The 18,912-nt window shown below is 67.3% G+C and carries 12 protein-coding genes and 2 pseudogenes; 6 read left to right on the top strand and 8 right to left on the bottom strand.

Features of this window, described 5'->3' with window-relative positions; translation table 11 throughout:
- The first annotated feature begins 99 nt into the window (after positions 1 to 99).
- Positions 100 to 1,287, top strand: a complete 1,188-nt coding sequence (locus IEY95_RS33460) for a pentapeptide repeat-containing protein (protein ID WP_189189920.1) — start codon at positions 100 to 102, stop codon at positions 1,285 to 1,287.
- A 268-nt stretch (positions 1,288 to 1,555) separates the two neighbouring features.
- On the opposite strand, the gene IEY95_RS33455 is transcribed toward IEY95_RS33460, so the two are convergent.
- The 3 genes from IEY95_RS33455 to IEY95_RS50850 all read right to left on the bottom strand — a co-directional run bounded on the left by IEY95_RS33455 (position 1,556) and on the right by IEY95_RS50850 (position 2,945).
- The gene (locus IEY95_RS33455) at positions 1,556 to 1,957 is read right to left on the bottom strand and encodes an SMI1/KNR4 family protein (protein ID WP_189189919.1); all 402 of its coding nucleotides are present in this window, start codon (positions 1,955 to 1,957) and stop codon (positions 1,556 to 1,558) included.
- A 23-nt stretch (positions 1,958 to 1,980) separates the two neighbouring features.
- On the bottom strand, positions 1,981 to 2,424 hold the full coding sequence (locus IEY95_RS50855) for a transposase (RefSeq protein WP_373294597.1): 444 nt from the start codon (positions 2,422 to 2,424) through the stop codon (positions 1,981 to 1,983).
- A 176-nt stretch (positions 2,425 to 2,600) separates the two neighbouring features.
- A complete protein-coding gene (locus tag IEY95_RS50850; RefSeq protein ID WP_373294596.1) occupies positions 2,601 to 2,945 on the bottom strand; it encodes a transposase in 345 nt (114 codons plus the stop codon).
- Here IEY95_RS50850 and IEY95_RS49515 point away from each other — a divergent pair.
- The gene (locus IEY95_RS49515) at positions 2,898 to 3,128 is read left to right on the top strand and encodes a helix-turn-helix domain-containing protein (protein ID WP_229703536.1); all 231 of its coding nucleotides are present in this window, start codon (positions 2,898 to 2,900) and stop codon (positions 3,126 to 3,128) included. The genes IEY95_RS50850 and IEY95_RS49515 overlap by 48 nt on opposite strands.
- A pseudogene (locus IEY95_RS33440) lies at positions 3,128 to 4,406 on the top strand (tyrosine-type recombinase/integrase). Before IEY95_RS49515 ends, IEY95_RS33440 begins: the two are co-directional and overlap by 1 nt.
- 108 nt (positions 4,407 to 4,514) lie before the next feature.
- On the opposite strand, the gene IEY95_RS33435 reads toward IEY95_RS33440, so the two are convergent.
- The 3 genes from IEY95_RS33435 to IEY95_RS33425 form a co-directional block, all read right to left on the bottom strand.
- Positions 4,515 to 4,823, bottom strand: a complete 309-nt coding sequence (locus IEY95_RS33435) for a hypothetical protein (RefSeq protein WP_189189916.1) — start codon at positions 4,821 to 4,823, stop codon at positions 4,515 to 4,517.
- 1 nt (position 4,824) lies between these two features.
- Positions 4,825 to 11,844 (bottom strand): RHS repeat-associated core domain-containing protein, encoded by a 7,020-nt coding sequence (locus tag IEY95_RS50245; RefSeq protein WP_268240531.1) that lies wholly within the window; start codon positions 11,842 to 11,844, stop codon positions 4,825 to 4,827.
- Positions 11,845 to 12,275: 431 nt separating this feature from the next.
- A complete protein-coding gene (locus IEY95_RS33425; protein ID WP_189189914.1) occupies positions 12,276 to 12,653 on the bottom strand; it encodes a DUF4352 domain-containing protein in 378 nt (125 codons plus the stop codon).
- 487 nt (positions 12,654 to 13,140) lie between these two features.
- Between IEY95_RS33425 and IEY95_RS49500 the strand changes: the two are divergent.
- Positions 13,141 to 13,275, top strand: a pseudogene (locus tag IEY95_RS49500) (TniB family NTP-binding protein); the annotation flags it as partial.
- 135 nt (positions 13,276 to 13,410) lie between these two features.
- Here the strand turns inward: IEY95_RS49500 and IEY95_RS50440 are convergent.
- Positions 13,411 to 13,593, bottom strand: a complete 183-nt coding sequence (locus tag IEY95_RS50440) for a hypothetical protein (protein WP_189189913.1) — start codon at positions 13,591 to 13,593, stop codon at positions 13,411 to 13,413.
- A 544-nt stretch (positions 13,594 to 14,137) separates the two neighbouring features.
- Between IEY95_RS50440 and IEY95_RS33415 the strand changes: the two genes are divergently transcribed.
- Positions 14,138 to 17,338 carry a LysM peptidoglycan-binding domain-containing protein gene (locus tag IEY95_RS33415; RefSeq protein ID WP_229703535.1) on the top strand — a complete coding sequence of 1,067 codons (3,201 nt, stop codon included), beginning with the start codon at positions 14,138 to 14,140 and terminating at the stop codon, positions 17,336 to 17,338.
- Between the two features lie 9 nt (positions 17,339 to 17,347).
- On the opposite strand, the gene IEY95_RS33410 is transcribed toward IEY95_RS33415, so the two are convergent.
- A protein-coding gene (locus IEY95_RS33410) for an IS5 family transposase (RefSeq protein WP_373294590.1) occupies positions 17,348 to 18,156 on the bottom strand; the annotation gives its coding sequence in 2 pieces (ribosomal slippage) (positions 17,348 to 17,811 and positions 17,811 to 18,156; 810 coding nt in all).
- A 388-nt stretch (positions 18,157 to 18,544) separates the two neighbouring features.
- On the opposite strand from IEY95_RS33410, the gene IEY95_RS33405 reads away from it, so the two are divergent.
- Complete coding sequence (locus tag IEY95_RS33405) at positions 18,545 to 18,904, top strand: hypothetical protein (protein ID WP_189189911.1); 360 nt, start codon at positions 18,545 to 18,547, stop codon at positions 18,902 to 18,904.
- Positions 18,905 to 18,912 lie beyond the last annotated feature (8 nt).

Here is an 18,912-nt window from a genome sequence, read left to right as displayed (position 1 = left end):
ACGGCAGCCGGCGAGCTGTACCGGCGCACACGACCGCGGCAGCACCGCCGGTCTGCCTCGCCGATCCGATGGTGGTGGGCGGCGTTGGCATTCGCGGCCGTGGCGGCCGCGGTGTGGATCACCACGGCGCTGCTGATGCCCCAGACCGACAACCTTCGGCCGGACCGTGAACGGACACGGCAGCGGATCGATGTCGTGCGCACTGCTCTGGCCGCGGGTGCGGGCGTGGGCGCCTCAGTCACGGTGCTGCTGGCGTTGCGTCGGCAGCACCACCATGAGACGGCCACCGCGCAAACCGAACACGACGCCGCTGAACGGCGCATCACTGAGCTCTACACAAAGGCCGTCGAGCAGCTCGGCAGCCCCCAGGCCCCCGTCCGCCTGGGCGGCCTGTACGCACTGGAACGCCTCGGACAGACCGCTCCCGACCACCGCCAGACCATCGTGGACGTCATCTGCGCCTACCTGCGCATGCCCTACACCCCACCCGCAGACCCCACGCCTAGACATGGACTATGGCCTGCGGCGCTGTCCCGCGCCCAACTGGCCGCCCGGGCGCTCATCCGGGGCAAGGCGAACGATCAGCGGCACCAGGAACTCCAGGTGCGCATGACCGCCCAGCACATTCTCGCCGCTCACCTCCGTGACACCCGCCCCCCGGACGAGCGGGAGAACACGCAGGTCGACGACCGGTTCTGGGAAGGCCTGCGCATCGATGTCGCCCACGCCACCCTCACCCACTTGGACTTCAGTTACTGCCACGTCGCGGAGGCAAACTTCAGCCATGCCACGTTCATCGGCAAGGTCTTGTTCGAGGCCGCGAGTTTCACCGGCGATGCCTCGTTCCTGGGAGCGACGTTCGCCGGCGACGCCTCGTTCCTGGGAGCTGAGTTCGCCGACGATGCCTGGTTCGTGGGAGCGACGTTCGCCGGCCATTGCGCGTTCGCGGACACGACGTTCACAGGGCCCGCACTGTTCGATGACGCGAGGTTCACCGGCGACGCCTGGTTCGCTGGCGCGACGTTCACCTTCAACGCAGTGTTCAATGACGCGAGGTTCACCGGCAACACCTCGTTCGATGACGCGACGTTCACCGACCCCCCCTGGTTCGGAGGCGCGGCGTTCACCGGCAACCTCGGGTTCGAGGGCGCTCAGGTGACGCGTTTGGTGACGCCGGAGGGCGACCAGATAATCCAAGCCTGGCCGCCAGGCTGGGTCGTCCGGCCCGCCCCCGGCGGTGGTGGAATCCTCCAGAAGACCGATACCGAGGGGTATGCGACGACTTGACCGAAACCGCAGACAGGACCGGGAAGTACGTGTGGCGGACAGGCAGTCTGCGCAGGAGTCCCGAAGCGAGCATCCAACGGCTGGCCTGGACTGGCTCGTGTTCGCACGGTGCGAAAGCCCGTCGGGCCACATCGGCGAGCCCGCACAACCCGTAGTGGTGTCAGTTCTCGTCAACATGTCGCGGCTATGTGATCGACAAACGGTGTCCAGATTCGCCGAGAAGTGGTGCCCGTTCTCGGATCAGGCACAAATTCCGTGAGGACACCTGTCAGTAGGACGAGGGCTCAGAGTCGTCCCATTTCCATCCGGTTTCGGGGAACTGCTCGAGCAGGGCAGAGAACGAAGTCGCCTGTTGGATGGCGGACGACCAGTCCTGAGCGGAAACGTCGAGTAGGACCAGAGACGGGGGTTCCTGCCGAAAGTCGTAGGTGAGCATTTCTCGGCTTTCGTCCCCGCCGATGACGACGCTCCCGGGGAAGCGTTCCTGGAAGTCGCCAGCCTCATTGACTTCGATGAGCTCCGCTAGGGCATTGATCATCAGGAAGTCGTCCGCAGGAGGAACGAACCGGGCCATACTCCCTTCCGTGGCCAGGAAGTTTCGGTAGTCCTCGGGAAATCGGACTCCGAAGTGACGCTCAGCCTGCGCGATCTGGTCGTCGTTCGAACTCATGAGGCCGTTCTATCAAGGCCGGGTCAGGCGTGGTGGCGATGGCTGCCTTGAGCTGCGGTGAGCAGGACTCGCTTCCGGAGGAGGGGAAGTTTCGCTCGTCCGTACATCTGGCGTTTGATCATTTTGATGTGGTTGACCCGGCCCTCCACTGGACCGGAGTTCCAGCGGGTGGTCAGGCCCTGGACGACGGCGTCCCAGCCCTTCTCCAGGCCGGTGGCGAACGTGTGCAGTCCGGGAAGATCCTCGGCGCGGGTGGCGGTGACCCAGTCTTTGAGGTGCTGGCCAGAGCGTGTTGTGAGGATCTCGGCGAAGGTGCGGACGTGCCTATTGAGGGCGGTGAGTTCTGGGCACTGGGCGAGGAAGGTGGTGAACTGCGGGCGTTCTTCGTCGCCCAGGTGGTCGGGGTGGCGCATCATCCAGCCGGTGACCTGCCGGACGCCCGGTGGTGCCGGGGCGACAACACGGATGCGTCGGCGGCGCCTCGGCCGCAGGCAGTCGCTGATCGTCTGGTAGCTGCCGCGGTAGCCGAGCTCCTGGAGCTCGGCGTGGAGATGGATCGCGTTGGTGAATCCTGCTGCCCAGCGTTCGTCCAGGTGGGGCTTGTAGGGGTCGAGCTGGCTGGGCCTGGGCTGGCGACGCCCGCTCAGTAATTCTTCGGGGACCGTAGCTCGTGCGGTGCGGCGGACGGTGTTGTTTCGCGGATACGGGCCTCGATCGGCGACATTTCCTTCTCTGCATCCGCATCGTTCGCCAGGCCATCGTCTCTGACGGCAACCTTCTTCAGGCAATCATTGTGCCGTCGCACGCTGCGTTCGACGGCGGTTCCGAGGTTCTGCCAGAGATGGAAGCGGTCGGCAACCTGAATCGCGTTCGGGGCACCGGTGCGGGCGCCGTCTGCATAGGAACCGCCCCGGTCCCGGCAGATGAGCTCGGAGCCGCGATGTTCACGCAGCCAGTCGGCCAGGGTCGCAGCGTCGCGGCCGGGCAGAAGGTCAAGAGGCCGGCCGGTCTCGCAGTCGATGAGGCCCGTCTCCAGCTCGGCCGCTCCGCCGTCTACGACCTGCTCCGCACCGGACAGCTCGCCTCGATCACCCTCGGCCGCGCCCGCCGTATCCCCACCCACGCCCTCACCGACTTCATCCACACCCGCCTCGAACAGGAAGCCGCCTGATGACCACGCCCCGCCCCGCTTCGTCCCGTCGCTCCCGTACCCGTGCGAACGGCGACGGGACCGTCTACCAGCGCAAGGACGGACGCTGGGAAGCCGCCGGATACGTCCTCGCCCCCGGCAACACCCGCAAGCGCGTCCGCGTCTACGGCACCACCCGCAAGGACGCGATGACCAAGCTCACCGAGAAGATCGCCGCCAGCAACCTCGGCCTGCCGGTCGCAGCGGCTGACAGCACCGTGAGCGCCTACCTCACGTACTAGCTGAACGGCGTCGCCGTCCACCACCTGCGGGAGAACACCCACGCGCGCTACGCCGCCGCCATCCGCCTCCACCTCAACCCCGGTCTCGGCAGCAAGAAACTCGCGCGGCTCACCACCCGCGACGTCCGCACCTTCCTCGACGGACTCCGCACCACCTGCCAGTGCTGCGCCCAGGAACGGGACACGGACCGGCGGTCCTACTGCCATCGGCCAGTGCTGTGAGAAGCGGCTGTCTCCGCTGACCGTGACGTACGTCCACGCCGTGCTCAAGTCCGCCCTGGAACATGCCGTCCGCGAGGACGAACTGCCGCGCAACGTCGCCCGGAACGTCAAGACGACCACGCCCCGCCCCAGGCGTTTCCAGCCCCTCACCGCCGCCGAAGCCCGGCAGCTCCTCCATGCAGCCAACGGCGACCGTCTGAACGCCCTGTACGAACTCGCCCTGCGCACCGGACTCCGCAAGGGCGAACTCCTCGGCCTCCGCTGGGAAGACCTCGACCTCGACGGCGGCACCGCCACCATCCACCGCTCCCTCCAGCGCACCCGCAGCCAGGGCCTGACCGTCCTGAACACCAAGACCCTGGCCTCCGAGCGGCGCATCGCCCTCCCCACCGAGTGCCTCAGCTCCCTCAACATCCACCAGGAACAGCAGCAGGAAGAGCGCCAGGCGGCCGGAACGGGCTGGACGGACAACGGCCTCGTCTTCACCACTCCGAACGGCAAACCGCTCGATCCCACCAACGCCACCCGCCGCTTCCGCCGCCTCCTCGAGAGCGCAGGGCTCCGGGCGATCCGCTTCCACGACCTCCGGCACTCGACCGCCACCCTGCTCCTGGAACAGGGCATCGACCTCGTCGTCATCAAGGAACTCCTCGGGCACGCCCACATCGGCGTCACCGCCGGCGTCTACGCCCACGTACGCCTCCGCCTCCAGCGCCAGGCCATCGACACCCTCGGCAACGCCCTCGGCCCGACCGACGCCCCCGATGACCCACCCACCGCAGGCGTTGTCCGCTGACGTTGCCGTCAGCGTTGCCGTCAAGCACCACAGAAGCCCCGTGGAGCGGCTCTGATGAAAACCTCTCATCAGGGCCGCTCCACGGGGCTGCAGAATCTCACGAGTCAGCTAAAGCGGAAATTCACATTTCCACGGCACATCCAGCTCTTCGGGATCAACACCCGCCCGGATGACCGACTCGTCAACATCGTCAATCGACGAGACGATCTCGTCATGAACGATGGACATATTCCCATCGTAGATGTCGTTGTCGTCGGCCAATAGATCGCGAAGAACTTCAAATGCCCGAACTCTGAATTCTCCGGATCGGAGTGGGATAACCCAGATCCAAGACTCGCTCTCTGCGGAACTAGACGTCCTGCGGGCAGCGACCTCTGATTTCGACATGAGAAGCCTGTTCACCGCCTGAATCTGCATGTTAGGGCTCCCAGAAGATTCGAACGATCGGACCGTCAAAGGTGTGGACTTGAAGGTGCGGAAGATCCCCATCGCGGTTTCCGGCGCCGTGTCCAAGGACTCGACCGTCCTCCCCGAGCTGGTCATCCCAGTGATACGTTCCGCGCTTAGTTCCGTAGTATTGCTTCGTTCCAACGCCGTCCATTCCAGACGCGTTTCTGTAGCCGTCTCCTTGATACGTCCGAAGGAAAAGCTCTTCTGCTTCTGAACGACTCTTCACCGTGACGCTCGTCGCGCCATCAGCCAAGGATTTAGACGCTCTAGAAACGCTTCCACTTGACCACGGAATACAACCACCGGAGTTGTGAACCAGGACCGGCGTCTCGCCCGCCAGCACATAGTACGTGTGCAGTCCGTCAACAGTGAGGTTGCGTGTCTCCTGCCGCTTGCGGGATGACCGCGCCGCGTCGACTGTCACCTCGTGGCGGTCAGCCGTGCGCAGCGTCATGCCCGGTTTGAGATCACCTGCGTCGATCCACGCGTGTTCGGAGGGGGACCAGAACGGGTGGTGATCAGTAGCAATGATCTGGGAAGTGCCATCATGCGTTTTCACCGTGAGTTCGGTGAAGTCCTTGTCCTCATCGGTGACGATGGTGGCAAGCACGGTACGCGCTTCGGTTTTCCCTGTTATCGGGTCGGTGGCAAGGACGCTGTCTCCGACCTCGACGTCCTTGATGTCACGGGCGGACCCATCCGCCATACGGACACCTTCATCAGGGACGAAGCTGTTCTTGCAGTGGGCAGCAATCCGGGCTGCCGTCTCCATGGATTCGGCCTGGTGCCTGATGAGGGAGCTGGCCATGCTGGCTTCCCCGGCCGTGAACATGTTGAGGGCAGTCCACTCGCAGGCTTCATCCTGATGATGTACGCCGCAGTTCCAAGCATCTGTGGGGGTTTGCCAGACGATGTCGACCTGCGCTTGGGCGCTCTCTAGCACGCCGCATTTGACGTCCCAGAAGCTGCAGTCAGTTTGGACCAGTTGCTGAAGTCCACAGCTCAGGTCCAGGAACCCGCAAGACGTGTCGTCGTCTCCAGTGTCACCATCTGCATCATTACCCGCCTGAAAGTCGCTGGTACCGCCGTAACCGTCGCCTTTACCGCCGGGTTCGTAGTCGCTGCCGCCCTGGTCGAGGTGTCTTGTCAGGCCGGTGGGGTCGGAGTAGTTGATGGGGTCGTTGCCGCTGTAGCTGTAGGCGGAGAGGTTCTGCGGGTCGTAGGGGGCGCTGAGCGGGTCGGGGCTGAGGAAGCGGCCCAGATGCGGGTCGTAGGCGCGGGCGCCGAGGAGAGAGAGGCCGGTGCTGGTGTCTTCGGTTTTGCCGAGGAAGCCGCGGTCGGTGCCGGTGGGCAGGGGGGCGCTGCGTTCGTCGCCGAAGGGGGTGTAGCGGCGGCGGGTTGCGGTGCCGGTGGCGGCGTCGACGGCGAGCTGTGTGGAGGCCTGGGTGTCGGCCATCAGATAGGTGAGCTTGCCGCCGGTGGTGTTGGTTCCCGTGGTGGTACGCATGGCCACGGTGGCTCCGCCGGAGCTGTAGTAGCGGGTCGCGGTGGCGGTTGTGCCGTCGGTGGTGCGCAGTTCCATGCCGCCGATGTAGGCGACTGTTTCCTGCGGGGTGGTGCGGACCAGGAGGCTGCCGTCGGCGTCGTACACGTAGCGGGTCAGGTCACTGCCGCTGGACTTGGTGGTCTTGACCGTGGAGAGCTGTCCCAGTTTGGTCCAGGCGTAGTCGGTGGTCGTGCCCGGCTCGACGCGCTTGAGCATCGTCCCGTCGGCGTCGTAGGTGAAAGTGTCGGTGCTCGTGGTGGTGCCTGCGGTGATGTGGTTGATCTTGCGAACGCCGTGTGGCCAGTCGGCGTTGGCGGTGGTCCAGGTGCCCGAGTCGTTGTATCCGGGGTAGAGGTAGTCGCGGTTGGTGGCTTTGCCAGTGCTGTCGGTGTCGGTGACGGACTGGAGGTTGCCGAGGCGGTCGTAGGTGTACGCGGTCTGGTAGGGGGCTTCGCCGGTGAAGTCGGAGGTGTTGCCCAGGGGGCACGTGGCCGCCCCTGCACGGGTGTAGGCGTTGGTCAGTCGCACCTGGTCGTCGTAGCGGAAGCACTGCGACTGCTCGACCTGACCGCTTGCCTGTTCCCGCAGTTGGGTGACCTTCCCGTCGAAGTCGTAGCTGTAAGTGTCCTTCTGGGACTCGGTGATGAGCCGGTCGACGGTGGTGGTTGTGGATATGCCCTGCAGCCAGCGGGTGCCGTTGTCGTCGAAGTAGCTGTACGAGCTCTGCGCCGTAACACTGCCGGCCCCGATAGTCGGCATGCCGTAGGAGCGGTCGGTCAGACGGCTGTACGCGTCGTAGACCGTCGTCTTGACGTAGGTCTGCTCGTCGGATGCCAGGCTGCGGGGCTGCCCGTAGGAGTCGTATCCGGTAGTGACGGTCTCCGCGCCGAGGCCGCCGGCCGCGGGGTAGTTCACCGAGGTGACGTGGTCGGCGGCGTCGTAGGTGAAGCCCCTGGTGTAGTCGCCGGCCAGTCCGTTGACGTTGGCCGGGATGGTGACGGTCGTGCTCTCCGGGCGGCCGCGGTCGTCGAAGCTGTTGACCTTGGTGGTGTAGGTGTTGCCGTTCGTGTCCCGGCTGATGGCCGAGGTGATCTGGCCCTTGCCGCCTGGGACGGACTGGCCGTCCCAGATCCATGCGGCCAGCTCATCGGCTCCGCTGGTCACGGACGTCTTGCGGCCCAGGGCGTCGTAGGCGTAGGTGAGAACGGTCGTCCCGTTGTTGCTGGTGGTCTTGCTGATCTGCCCGTTGGCGTCGTACTCCGTGGTCGATGAGCCGGCGTCCGGGTCGTCGACCACGGTGCGCTGGCCGGCCCAGTCGTAGGTGTAGACGGAGTTGTTGCCGCGCGGGTCACTGATCTGCTTGAGCTGGCCCGTGCTCGTGTAGGTGTACTGGGTGGTGTAGGCCGAGCTGCCGTTGTGCTCGACGACCTTCGCGGTCTGCCCGTACACGTCGGTGTAGGTGTCCGTTGCACTGCCCGTCGCCGGGGTGACGGTGGTGTAGTCACCGTGATACGACGCCAGCGCATGACCATACAGCTGGGGCGAGGCGGAGGTTCCGTCACCGACGAGAATCTGCGACTCGGTGGTGCGGCCGGCCCAGTCCAGGGTCAGGTCGGTGTAGGAGGGCAGATCCTTCACCTCGGGGCTGGAGGGTCCGCCGGAACCGGCGGTGCCTTGGTTGCGGAAGACGGCGGAGGTACCGGTGACGTTGCCCGCCGTGTCGTAACGGGTGACTGCCACCTGCCGGTTGGGTACCTCCTCGCCCGTCGACGGGTCGATGCCGTAGGGGATCAGAGTCTGCGTCTCCCGGGCACGGCCCAGACCATCGGCGTAGGCGTAGGAGGACAGATAGGTGGACCCGGACTGCAGGGTCTGGCTGGACACGCGGGGGTAGCCGTCGACCGAGTCGGGCACCCCGCCGAGGGGGGAGGTGGGGATGGTGTAGCTGAACTTTGCGGACGGCGAGCTGCCGGTCTCGGTCGGCTTCCACACCTCGATCGTGCGGCCCGCGGCATCCAGAGTGGCCTTGGTGATCTTCCCGTTGGCGTCCTTGCTCTGGTACGGCACGCCCCAGTAGCGCGACATCCACACCGTGGAGGTCAGCGGACCGCGGTAGGCGGCCAGGCCGTCGGGGTCGGGGGTCGTGGTGGTGATGCCGTCCACCGGCCAGGAGTTGTCCGGGCTGTAGGTGGTGGTGGTGCGGTTTGCCATGCCGTCTTCGGTCCAGACCACCCGGCCAGCGCTGTCGTAGTGGTACTTCACCTTCTGGAAATCGTTCGACGCCGACGACATGTAGGTGCGCAGTTCGGTCGCGTTGCCGTCGACGGGCTTGTTGCCGGCCACCGAGGTGGCGTTGTCGTACAGGGTGGCGGTGTAGCCGTCCTGGTTGCCGTCAGCCCGTCCGTCGCAGCCGGTGCCGTTGGTTGCGTAGTGCCGGGTTTCGTCGACGAGGACGGTCCAGCGCTGGACGCTGCTGCCGTCGTAGAGGTCGTCGTTGTAGGCGCGGCTGTAGGTGGTGCAGCGGTTGTCCGCGACGCCCTTCTCGCCCTGGTCGTCAACGCGCAGAGGCTGACCGTACTTGGCGGAGGTGTTAAGCGTGTCGTCGAACTCGTTCTGTACGACGTGCTCGCGCCAGCCGGTCGAGACTTTGGTGGCGGTGGTGGATTCCTTCTCGCGGACGAAGCGGGCGTCGGGCAACCCGTTGTAGGTCGCGGTGTTGTGGACCCAGTACTGGTGGAAGACCCGTTCGTGTGAGTCGCCGGTGTCGTCCCGCTTCGACGTCTCGATCGTGTTGCCCTGCAGCCACGGCGAGTCGGTGTAGGAGGTTCCCTCACCGTCGGTGACGCTGACCGAGCGGGTCTTGGAGGCGTCGTCCTTGTCGGTGCGGTCGCCGTCGAGGCCGCGGTAGAGCCAGTGGAAGGTGGAGTGTTTGACGGTGCCGGTGCCGGTGGTGACCTCGACGCGCTGGTAGCCGCGCCAGTCCGACCAGGTCTCGTCGTCGTCCGCGGTGAGCGGGTCGTTGGTGAAGCGCCAGCCGGCCCCGCCCTGGTAGTCGTAGCTGGTCGTCATCTCCGGGGCGCCGTCCTGGTTGCTGGTCACCGTCGGATCGACGGTGACCTTCGTGACCAGGAACTTCTTGAACCAGCCGGTGGTGAAGTCGGTCGCCCCTTCGGGGGTCCATTTCTGCCAGTAGCAGTCCTGAGTGTTCGACGACTGGGAGGGGTAGTTGTCCGAGCTGCACGCGTTGGGCGAGCCGTAGGAGACCGTGGTGGTCGCTCCGAGGTCCCCGTGGATCGTCTCGATCCGGCGGAAGTACAGCTCCTTGGTGCCGACCTGGTTGTCCAGGTCGATGCCGTTGAAGTTGATGACCGGCAGGATGATGTCGTCGCCCGAGCCGTACGTCTCGCGCTGCACGTAGTCCAGCCACAGCGTCTTGCCGACCGAGCCGTCCGGGTTGGGCAGCCCGTGCTTGGTCTGGTACTGCTGCACCAGGTCCCAGCCGCTGGCCGACGTGTCCAGCACGTACGTCTTGATGTCCCACAGCATGTCCTTGCTGAAGAACGTGGGGTAATACGTCTTGCCCGCGCAGTAGTAGTCCGCCGACGAGCCGTCACACATCAAGTCGATGGGCACATCCGGATACGACGACGGCTCGGAAGAGATCGAGGGGCAGTCTTTCGGCTCGCTGCGCAGCGGGTCAGCGTCCGACATCCGCTCCACGCACCGCCCCACATGGGACAGGACGACCCTGCCGGTCGGCTTGGAGCCGGCAATCTGCGTCGGCCACCCGTACTGGATCTCGGTCAGATAGCCGCCCGCCGTGTACTTCCTGGCTTTGTCGGTGTTGGCGACAGAGCGGTAGTAGTTGTACTCCTTGTCGTAGAGGTAGACGGACTCCACCTCGTTGGCATCCACGGTGCGGTCCAGGTTCCACCGCCACGCCTGCGAACACGGCTCGGGGAACTGATCGTGACACGGCTCGCCCGGGTCGTTGCCGACCACGGGTTCGGTGAAGACCGAGGACGTCGCCTCACTCGTGCGCTCGGAGCGGCCCCAGCCGAAGTAGAAGCGCTTCCCGTCCTGAGTGGAGATCACCCAGTACTCGTCGTCCGCGCCGTGCCCGCCCGTCAGGTGCTGCACCCGCCAGCCCGGGTCGTCCTGCACGTGATAGGAGCCGGTACCGGTGTTGTCCTGGATGAGCTGCGAGGTGACGCCGTTGAGATTGATGACGTAGACCGCGCCGTCCGGCTCCTCGGCCGTGTTCGGCGAGTCCCAGCACATGTCGCCGATCGTCTTCAGACCGTCCTGGCTGCAGTTGCGATAGCGCCGTTCGATGAAACCGACGCCCAGGTCCCAGCCCATGCCGACCCAGGAAGCCTGGTTGTTGGTGGCCGAGGTGCGGCCGTCCACCGACTGCGAGTTGTACGTCATCGCCAGCGAAGGGGCCGACCCCATCGCCGGCTTGGGCAGCTGCACCGGGAGGCTGTAGGTGAAGGCGCCGGAGCCGGTCGCCACGTCCCAGGACCCGGTCGGTGACAGCGTCGAGGCCCGGTAGTCACCCTGGTCCGAGGACGAGCCGGTTGTCACCGCGTACACGCTCGCACCCGCACCACTCGTCAACTGCGAGGACAGCCCGCTGTCGTCCGGCTCCGCCACCACCGTCGCGGTCAGCGTGCCCGCAGTGGTGTCGTTGTCCACCGGCACGAACTCACGGCTCGTGCAACCCTCGGCATCAGGGGTCTCCAACGCACAGGCGGGAAGCTTCACGAGCCGCAACCGGGAAGCGAACTCGCCGCCGTATGCGTACTTGAAGCCGGAGTAGTCGATGCTGACCTGCACCTGCCCCGGCGTGGCAACCCCGTCGGCGCGAGTGACCTGCAGACCGAGCCCGACCCCTCCCGCCGGCGCGACATCGGCACGGTCCAGCACCCGCACATCGACCTGATCGGGAGACACCGGGTCGTCCGCAGGCCCAGTCGATGCCGAAGCGGAGACCGAGGGCTCGGGTGAGGAGGTCACGCTCGGCTCGGGCATCGGTGAAGTGGCCGCTTCGGGGCTGTCCGAAGGGCCGGGGCCCGTGGACGGTGACGCGTCGTCGTCCGTGAGCCGTGCCGAGGCCAGTTGGGCGACAGCACCATCGCCTTCGGGCACAGGAGCCACCTCGACCACGTCACCGACCTCAGTGAGGTCTGGGTCCTGCGACTGCGACGCGGACGCGCTCGGCGTCACCGCCCCCGCATCACCGGGCGCCACCTGCGACAGGTCCACCGTCGCCTCGGCCGCACTCGGCCAGTTGGGCGCGGGCAGCGCCTTGCCCACTTCCTCCGCCTGCTGCGCGGGCACCGTACCCAGCGACTGGGAGGGCACGATCGGTGTCGAGTCCTCCGCAGCGGCAGCCTCGGGCGGCGACACCACCGACATCGTCGACAGCAGGCCGGCCATCAAAGCACCGGCCAGCCCAACTGACAGGTAACGCGCACGCCTTACGGCCACTCGAACCCCCCACGCATGCCACCTGCATCACACGCAAGGACAGTCCAATGAATCAACTGCCGTCATCCGGGCACGCCGAACGTGCTCCCCAGCACGATGGGATCGGCCCGACCCGGAATTTGATCAGTGAAGCGGGACAGTAGTTCCTGTGAACAGGGCGTGAATAGAGGGTTCGTTCGCAGGTTCCATCCTGGAGCTGTGACGTTCTCCACACGTGGGTGACCTGCCATGCAGGAGCCTGACCTGCACTTCAAGCAGCATTGTCCTGATTCGAGTTTTTGCGTGGCCGCAGCGCAGGGCCGCATCCAGCCCCATCAAGCACAGCGCAGCCCCGCCGCGGAGGGAAATTCCCGCGAGCGAGGCTGAGGCCTGTCCGGCGTCTAGCTCGGCAGCAGCACGGTGAACGACGGTCTCCCCGGGGCGTCGAAGTAGGTCACCGTCCCGCCCCTGCGGACGACGTCGAGGACGACACTGCCCGTCACGGACTGGCCCGGCGCGTACTGCCTGTCGACGTCCCGTCCGCCGACGGACTCCCGCGTCGTGCAGTCCCGCGCGCCTGCCCCGTCCTGGCACCTCATCGCGCCGTACGGGCTGAAACGCCCGGTCTCGTTCCCGACGTTCTTGATCGTGAGCGTGAGGACGACGTACTGCCCGCGCTTCGGCTCGTGCGATGCGCCGAGCTCCGCGGCCGACATGTACTTGGCCGACCGGACGCTGACGCGCATCTTCGTCGACACCGACTCGTCAGACCCGTCCACGGCCGTAAACGGACCGACCGTCCCGACCATCAGCAACGGGGCGAGCGCCGGCGAGGACGGCTCCTCCGGCGGCTCCGAGACAGGCTCCGCAACCGCCTGTGCCGACACCGACGGCTTCGCAGCCCCCTCATCCGAGTGACGCTCTCCCGAACACCCCACCGCGAGAGCGGACATGACCACAGCCGGCACAATGGCACGGCGAACACAAGCGCGCACAGCGCATCCCCCCATGAACAGCGGCCCTCCCTGGCCGCAGGAGCCGCAAGGGTAAGCCACGCACCGCGTGCACCCGCGGGGTGTGTCCCCCTCCTCCTGCGAGCAGCAGCGGCCGTGTCCTCGGGGGTACGGGCAGACAGGACCGACCGGCCGTCTTCGAGTCGCTGTTCAGGGCGTCCATGATGCAGACGGCGCCCCCGCGGAGGAAGTCCTGGTATGCCTGCCCGCCCTCCCGCAGGTGGGCGGCGGCCTGGGACACGGTGAGGGCGCCACACCCCTTTTCAGCGGCATCCGCGGCGCCCAACTCGCGGGCCGCGCCAGCCTCATCACCTGCGGCCCCCTTCCCGCCCGCCACGGAAACACCCGCCCCTTCACCGACCTCATCACCGACATGGAAGCCGCCCTCGGACAGCAGGGCGTGCTCGTGGAGGAGCGGCTGACGGGAGCGGGATTCGTAGTGGCGGAATACGGCGACAATCAGGCCGTCCAGGACAGGGGCCTGGTGGCGACCGCCGCTCCCCGTGGCGGAATACGGCGACAATCAGGCCGTCCAGGACAGGGGCCTGGTGGCGACCGCCGCTCCCCCACCGCACCCTGCCACCGCCTCCTCCACCCAGGCCAGCGTCTTGTCCCGGGCGATGGTCCGGCAGTCCTGCAGCACGCTGCGGGTGGCGTCGTCGCCCAGGGCCCACAGCACGTGCGCGGACGGCGGCGGCCGCAGCACCAAGTCCAGGGCGAGCAGAGGAGAGGCGATGCCGCCGACCGGGCGCCCGAGGACGGTCGCCCGCCGTGCGGCCTCCGGCCGTGCACGAGGGTAGTGACAGTTCCACGGGGCGGCGGCAGCCGGGGCTGTGGGGCCCGGGTCGGCGACCCGCCCGACAACAGAGGGCGGATCTACTCGATCGAGGGATAAAGCCCGATCGTCTCGCTGCCACGCTCGACCCCTAGGATCGGGCCTGACCTGCACCAGAACCGCTCACTGCCATAAGGGTTCTCAACGGCGTCAGGGAATCTCAGATGGATCGAGGTCCCGCACCTCAAACCCTTCAACACTTCAGGTCATAGATGCACGCACTGTCAAATGTGCTGGTCATAAGCTCGCAACCGATATCAAGATCAATCTCATGCACGGGCAGGGACCCAAGTCGACGGAGCAGCAGACAATCTCATGCGCCTGAGACGAGGCGAGAACTCACAGCGGCATCGACGTCCTGTGGAGCCCCGACGACGGCACATTCTTCTTCACAGCCATCACCTGCATCGGCTGGGTGGCCTGGGCCGCGTTCGCCCTCTCGGTGGCCCTGGAGATCGTCGCCGTGGCCCGGCGCCGCTCCGCCCCGCGCCTGCGCGGCCTCGGCGGCCTGCAGTCCGTGGCCTCCTTCCTCGTCGGCGGGATCGTGCTGCTCGCACCGACCGCCGCCTCTGCGGCGACCTCGTCTCCCGCCCTCGCGGTGACCACCACCCAGACAGCCGGCGACAGCACCCCCAGCGCCTCGCCCACCACGTCCGCGTCGCCCGACGCCATCAACAGGCCGACGTACACCGTCACCTCGTCCACCGAGCTGCCGTGGGACCTCGCGGAGGAGTACCTCGGCAGCGGACAGCGGTGGCAGGACATCGCCGCCCTCAACCCCGATATCCCAAGCCTCGCCGCTGGCGACCAGTACCTCCCCAAAGGCGCGGTCATCAAACTGCCCGCCGATGCCCGCCCTGCCACACCAACCAAAAGCCCCTTCACCGCGGTGGCGAGAAACGCCCGTACACAGCTGAACGGCAGCGTTCCGGCCGCCGCCGACGAGCGCGTGGAGACCGTCACGGTGCAGCCCGGCGACTATCTGTCGAAAATCGCCGAGGAGGAGCTCGGTGACGGCACCCAGTGGCCCGAGCTGTTCGAGGCCAGCCAGGGCCAGCCGCAGCCGGACGGCCTGCCAAAGATCACCAACCCTGATGTGATCTACGCCGGGCAGCAGGTCACCGTGCCCGGCGCGCAGCCGGAGCGGCACGATCGGCCGCGGGCCGACAGCCACGACGACAAGTCGAGCAGCAAGCCGCACACCCCGCCCAGTACCGGCGATCCAGACGGCAGGCAGAAGCCGGGCGACGACCCCGCAGACACCCACGCTCCCACGCCAAGTCAGTCCACCCGACCCGCGCCGGAGACCTCCGCGCCCAGCACATCGACCAAACGCCCCACCCAACAGCCCGGCCAGGAGCAGGGGGCCGAATCCACGACGCCACGCCCCAGCGCGAGCGCCTCCGCATCGGCGTCCGCCGACCCGTCCGCGTCCGATGCCCCCTCCCCCACCGCGACGGCATCCCAGGAACCCGCCTCGCCTGCGGCGGGCAGCACACTGCAGCTGCGTACCGTCCTCGGCGCCGGCGCGCTCCTGGCCGCCGCGGTCACCGGAGCGCTCGCGCTGCGCCGACTGCTGCAGCGCCGTCGCCGCAAGCCGGGCGAGAAGATCGCGATTGCGCCGGAGACGTCCGCAGCGGAGGCGCAGTTGGCGGCCGCCGCCGAGCCCGGCGGCGCAGCCCGCCTGGACGCGGCGTTGCGGACCCTGGCCCACCAGGTGGCTCAGGAGGTCGACGGGGACGTGCCTCAGCTGCGGGCCGCGCGGATCGGCGCCCGCGCGCTCGAGGTGCTGCCCGAGGACCTCGCCCAGGAACCGCAGGCACCCTTCGTGTCCGGGCAGGCCGGATGGTGGATCCTGCCCACCGACGCCGCTCTCTTGGACCAGGAGGCCGCCCGCGAAATACCGGCGCCGTATCCGGGGCTGGTCACGATCGGCAGCACCGAAGCAGGTGACCTCCTGCTGCTCAACCTCGCCCAGGTGCCCGCCGTGCTGCTGGACGGCAACCCGGTCCACATCACCGAGGTGTGCACCTCGCTCGCTCTGGAGCTCGGGATGAGCCCGTGGGCAAGCGAAGTCGAGGTCGTCACGATCGGGTTCGGCGAGGACCTGCCGCAGCTGCTGCCCACCACCCGGATCGCCCACATGCGGCAGGCCACGCACGCGCTGCGCGATCTGAGCGAGCGGCTGCTGGAAGCACACCAGATGCCCGAGACCAGTCACCAGCCCTACCTGCTGCTGTGCGCGTCTTCTCTGGACGCGGACACGGCCTGGGAGTTCGCCGACGTCATCGACAAGGCCGGGACGGTTCCCGTCACGCTCATCGCCCCGGCGAGTACGGCGGCCGCGCACTTCCCCGAGGCGCAGATCCTCAACGCCTCACTCAGCGAGCCGCAGCACCTCGACCACGCCGGCGCCGACATCACGGTGCAGCGCCTGGAGCACGCCGCTTACCTTCAGATCACCACAGCCCTGAAAGTGTCCGGGCAACCTGCCCACCCGGCCGAGGGCCCCTGGCAGGACGTCCCGGACGAGCCCGACAGCGTGCAGCAACCCGAGCAGAGCGCGCCCCAAGAGACCGCCGCGCCCACGACCGACGCAGCCACGAGCCCCTCGTTGACGCCGACAGCGAGCGGTGAGGTCTTCGCGGCCCTGCTCGCCGCCACCACCGATCCGTCCGGACTCCGCCCGCTGCCCGCCGCGACGGCATCGGCTCAAGCCGCGGCTGAACACGACCCGGACACCGAAACGACGCCGCCCCCAGCCCCGCAAGCTGCGGCAGCCCCGGCGGCTGCAGAGGCTGACGACGAGAGCACCGTCGAGGAAGGCAAGGTGCCAAAGGCGGATGAGTGCGAGGCTCATGACCTGCACGCCCCCGAGATCCGGGTCCTGGGCCCGGTAGAGGTGACCGGCGTGGCCAGCACCGGCCACGGCCCGCGGATGGCACAGCTCGCCGCCTTGTTGTATTTCCGGCCCGGGCGGAACGCCGACATCCTGTGCTCCGACATGGATCCCGTCAGCCCGTGGTCGTCGAGCACCCTCAACGCCCGGCTGCAGGGCCTGCGTCGCTCCCTGGGCAGCGACCCCGCCGGCAGCCCCTACGTGCCTCGCCGCAGCTCCGGCGAGGACCCGTACAAGCTCTCCCCCGGCGTGCGCTGCGACTGGACCCGCTTCCTTCAGCTCCTCGAGCGCGCCCTGCCGCTGGGCCCGGCTGGCCTGCCCGATCTGGAGAAGGCGCTCGCTCTGGTGCGGGGCCGCCCGTTCGCAGGCAAGCCCCTGCCCTGGGCCGAGCCCCACCAGCAGGAGATGATCACGCGCATCATCGACGTGGCGCACACCGTGAGCACCTACCGCACCCCCGCGGGCCCGCACCACGACCCGAGCGCGGCCCGCCAGGCCGTCGCGACCGGTCTCGACGTGGACGACACGGCGGAGCTGTTGTATCGGGACTGGATGCGCATCGAGCACGCGGCCGGAAACCGGCAGGGGCTGCACACCGCGATCACGCGCGTCCAGCAAATCAACCGGGCGTTGGACTGCGACGTGGAGCTGGAGACCCAGCAGCTGATCACTGACCTGCTCAACGACTCAGGTTCGGCGCTCCGCAGGGCGCTCTAACTGATCATTTCAGAATGAGGTTCGGAGGCGTCTCAAGCAGATGATGCTGCAGGCGAGTTGGAGCAGGCCGAGGTGGAGGTCGGCGCGTATTTCGTAGCGGATCCGGAGGCGTTTGAACTGGTGGAGCCAGGCGGAGGTCCGCTCGACGGCCCAGCGGATCTTGCCCAGGCCGGAGCCGTGGGCGGTGCCCTTGCGGGCGATCTTCGGTGTGATGCCACGAGCCCGCAGGAGGCGGCGGTACTTGTCGTAGTCGTAGCCGCGGTCGGCGAACAGCCGACCCGGTCGGTGTCTCGGTCGCCCACGGACCTCGCGGATGCGGGGTATCGCGTCGAGCAGCGGCATCAACTGGGTGACATCGTGACGGTTTCCGCTGGTCAGCGAGATGGCCAGAAGGGTGCCGTGCCGGTCGGTGATCAGGTGGTGCTTGCTGCCCGGACGTGCGCGGTCCACCGGCGAAGGTCCGGTATGAGCCTCCCTTTGAAGGCCCTGACGTGCGAGGCGTCGACCGCGGCATCACCCATGTCCAGCAGGCCGGCCTTGCGCAGTTCGACCAGAAGGACCTCGTGCAGGCGGGGCCAGACGCCCGCCTCGGTCCAGTCCCGCAGCCGCCGCCAGGCCGTCACCCCGCTGCAGCCGATCCGCTCCGTGGGCACATCCGCCCAGCTCACGCCCTTGCAGAGAACGTAAACGATCCCCCGCAGGGCCGCCCGGTCATCCGCGGGCAGCCGGCCGGGATACCGCCGGCGCCTCGGCGGGCGAGGAGGCAACAGCGGAGCGACACGTTCCCACAGGTCATCAGGCACCAGATCATCCGACACCCACAGAACTCTGCCGCGACAACACTCAGACGCCAAGCCTGCACCGAACTCCGGCTTCGGCGAACATCGGTACAGCGGCTATCGGCGAGAACAATCATGGTCCGGTTGCCGATCGGTCCCTATCGTGGCGCCCAGCGTCGTCCTCGACCTGCGTTACGAAATTCCGCGGCGGTATCTGGAAGGGTGACCTGAGCCAACTACCAGCTGTTTTGAGTGAGTTGACGTAGAGATCGCGCCTCTGACATCCTTTGGGAGCGGCACCACACGTGTGTCCGCACACATCACGGCCCCTCTTCTCCTCGATGAAGATGGGCCGTTTCTGTTTTCCCGACCGTTGAGCCCCTGGGTGCCATCCCAGGGGCTTTTTTCGTCTCCGGAGGTACACACCTTGCCTACCCTGCCCGCCACCCTGCTGGGGGCACCCATCTGGCTCGTGATGCTGGCCGTGTTCGTCTTGGTGGCCGTGCCCGGCCTGATGACCTTCATGGGCTGGCTGATCGCACGGCGGGCGGCGCCGGCTGATCTGCCGCAGGTCCTGCTCGGACTCAGCCACGTCATCTCCGCGTCCTGCGGCCTCCTGCCCTGGGGCAAGCCCTCCCTTCCGCCAGCGCTTCTCAAGCCGGGCGTGCCGGACCCTGAGCCGAGTACTGTGCCGCCGCAGACCCTGGTGGTCATGCGGAACGACGTAGCGCTGCAACCAGGCAACCCGGGGGTGATCGATGACTGGCCGACGCCGGGAGAGGGCTAACCAGCGCC

This window comes from Streptomyces albiflavescens (assembly GCF_014645835.1).
GTDB classification, from domain to species: Bacteria; Actinomycetota; Actinomycetes; order Streptomycetales; family Streptomycetaceae; genus Streptomyces; species Streptomyces albiflavescens.
This window is presented reverse-complemented; position numbering and strand designations above follow the sequence as displayed.

Coding starts and splice junctions, on each gene's coding strand:
- IEY95_RS33455 (WP_189189919.1), bottom strand. CDS start 1,957: ATGAGTTCGAACGACGACCAGATCGCGCAGGCTGAGCGTCACTTCGGA.
- IEY95_RS49515 (WP_229703536.1), top strand. CDS start 2,898: ATGTTCACGCAGCCAGTCGGCCAGGGTCGCAGCGTCGCGGCCGGGCAG.
- IEY95_RS50245 (WP_268240531.1), bottom strand. CDS start 11,844: ATGGCCGGCCTGCTGTCGACGATGTCGGTGGTGTCGCCGCCCGAGGCT.
- IEY95_RS33435 (WP_189189916.1), bottom strand. CDS start 4,823: ATGCAGATTCAGGCGGTGAACAGGCTTCTCATGTCGAAATCAGAGGTC.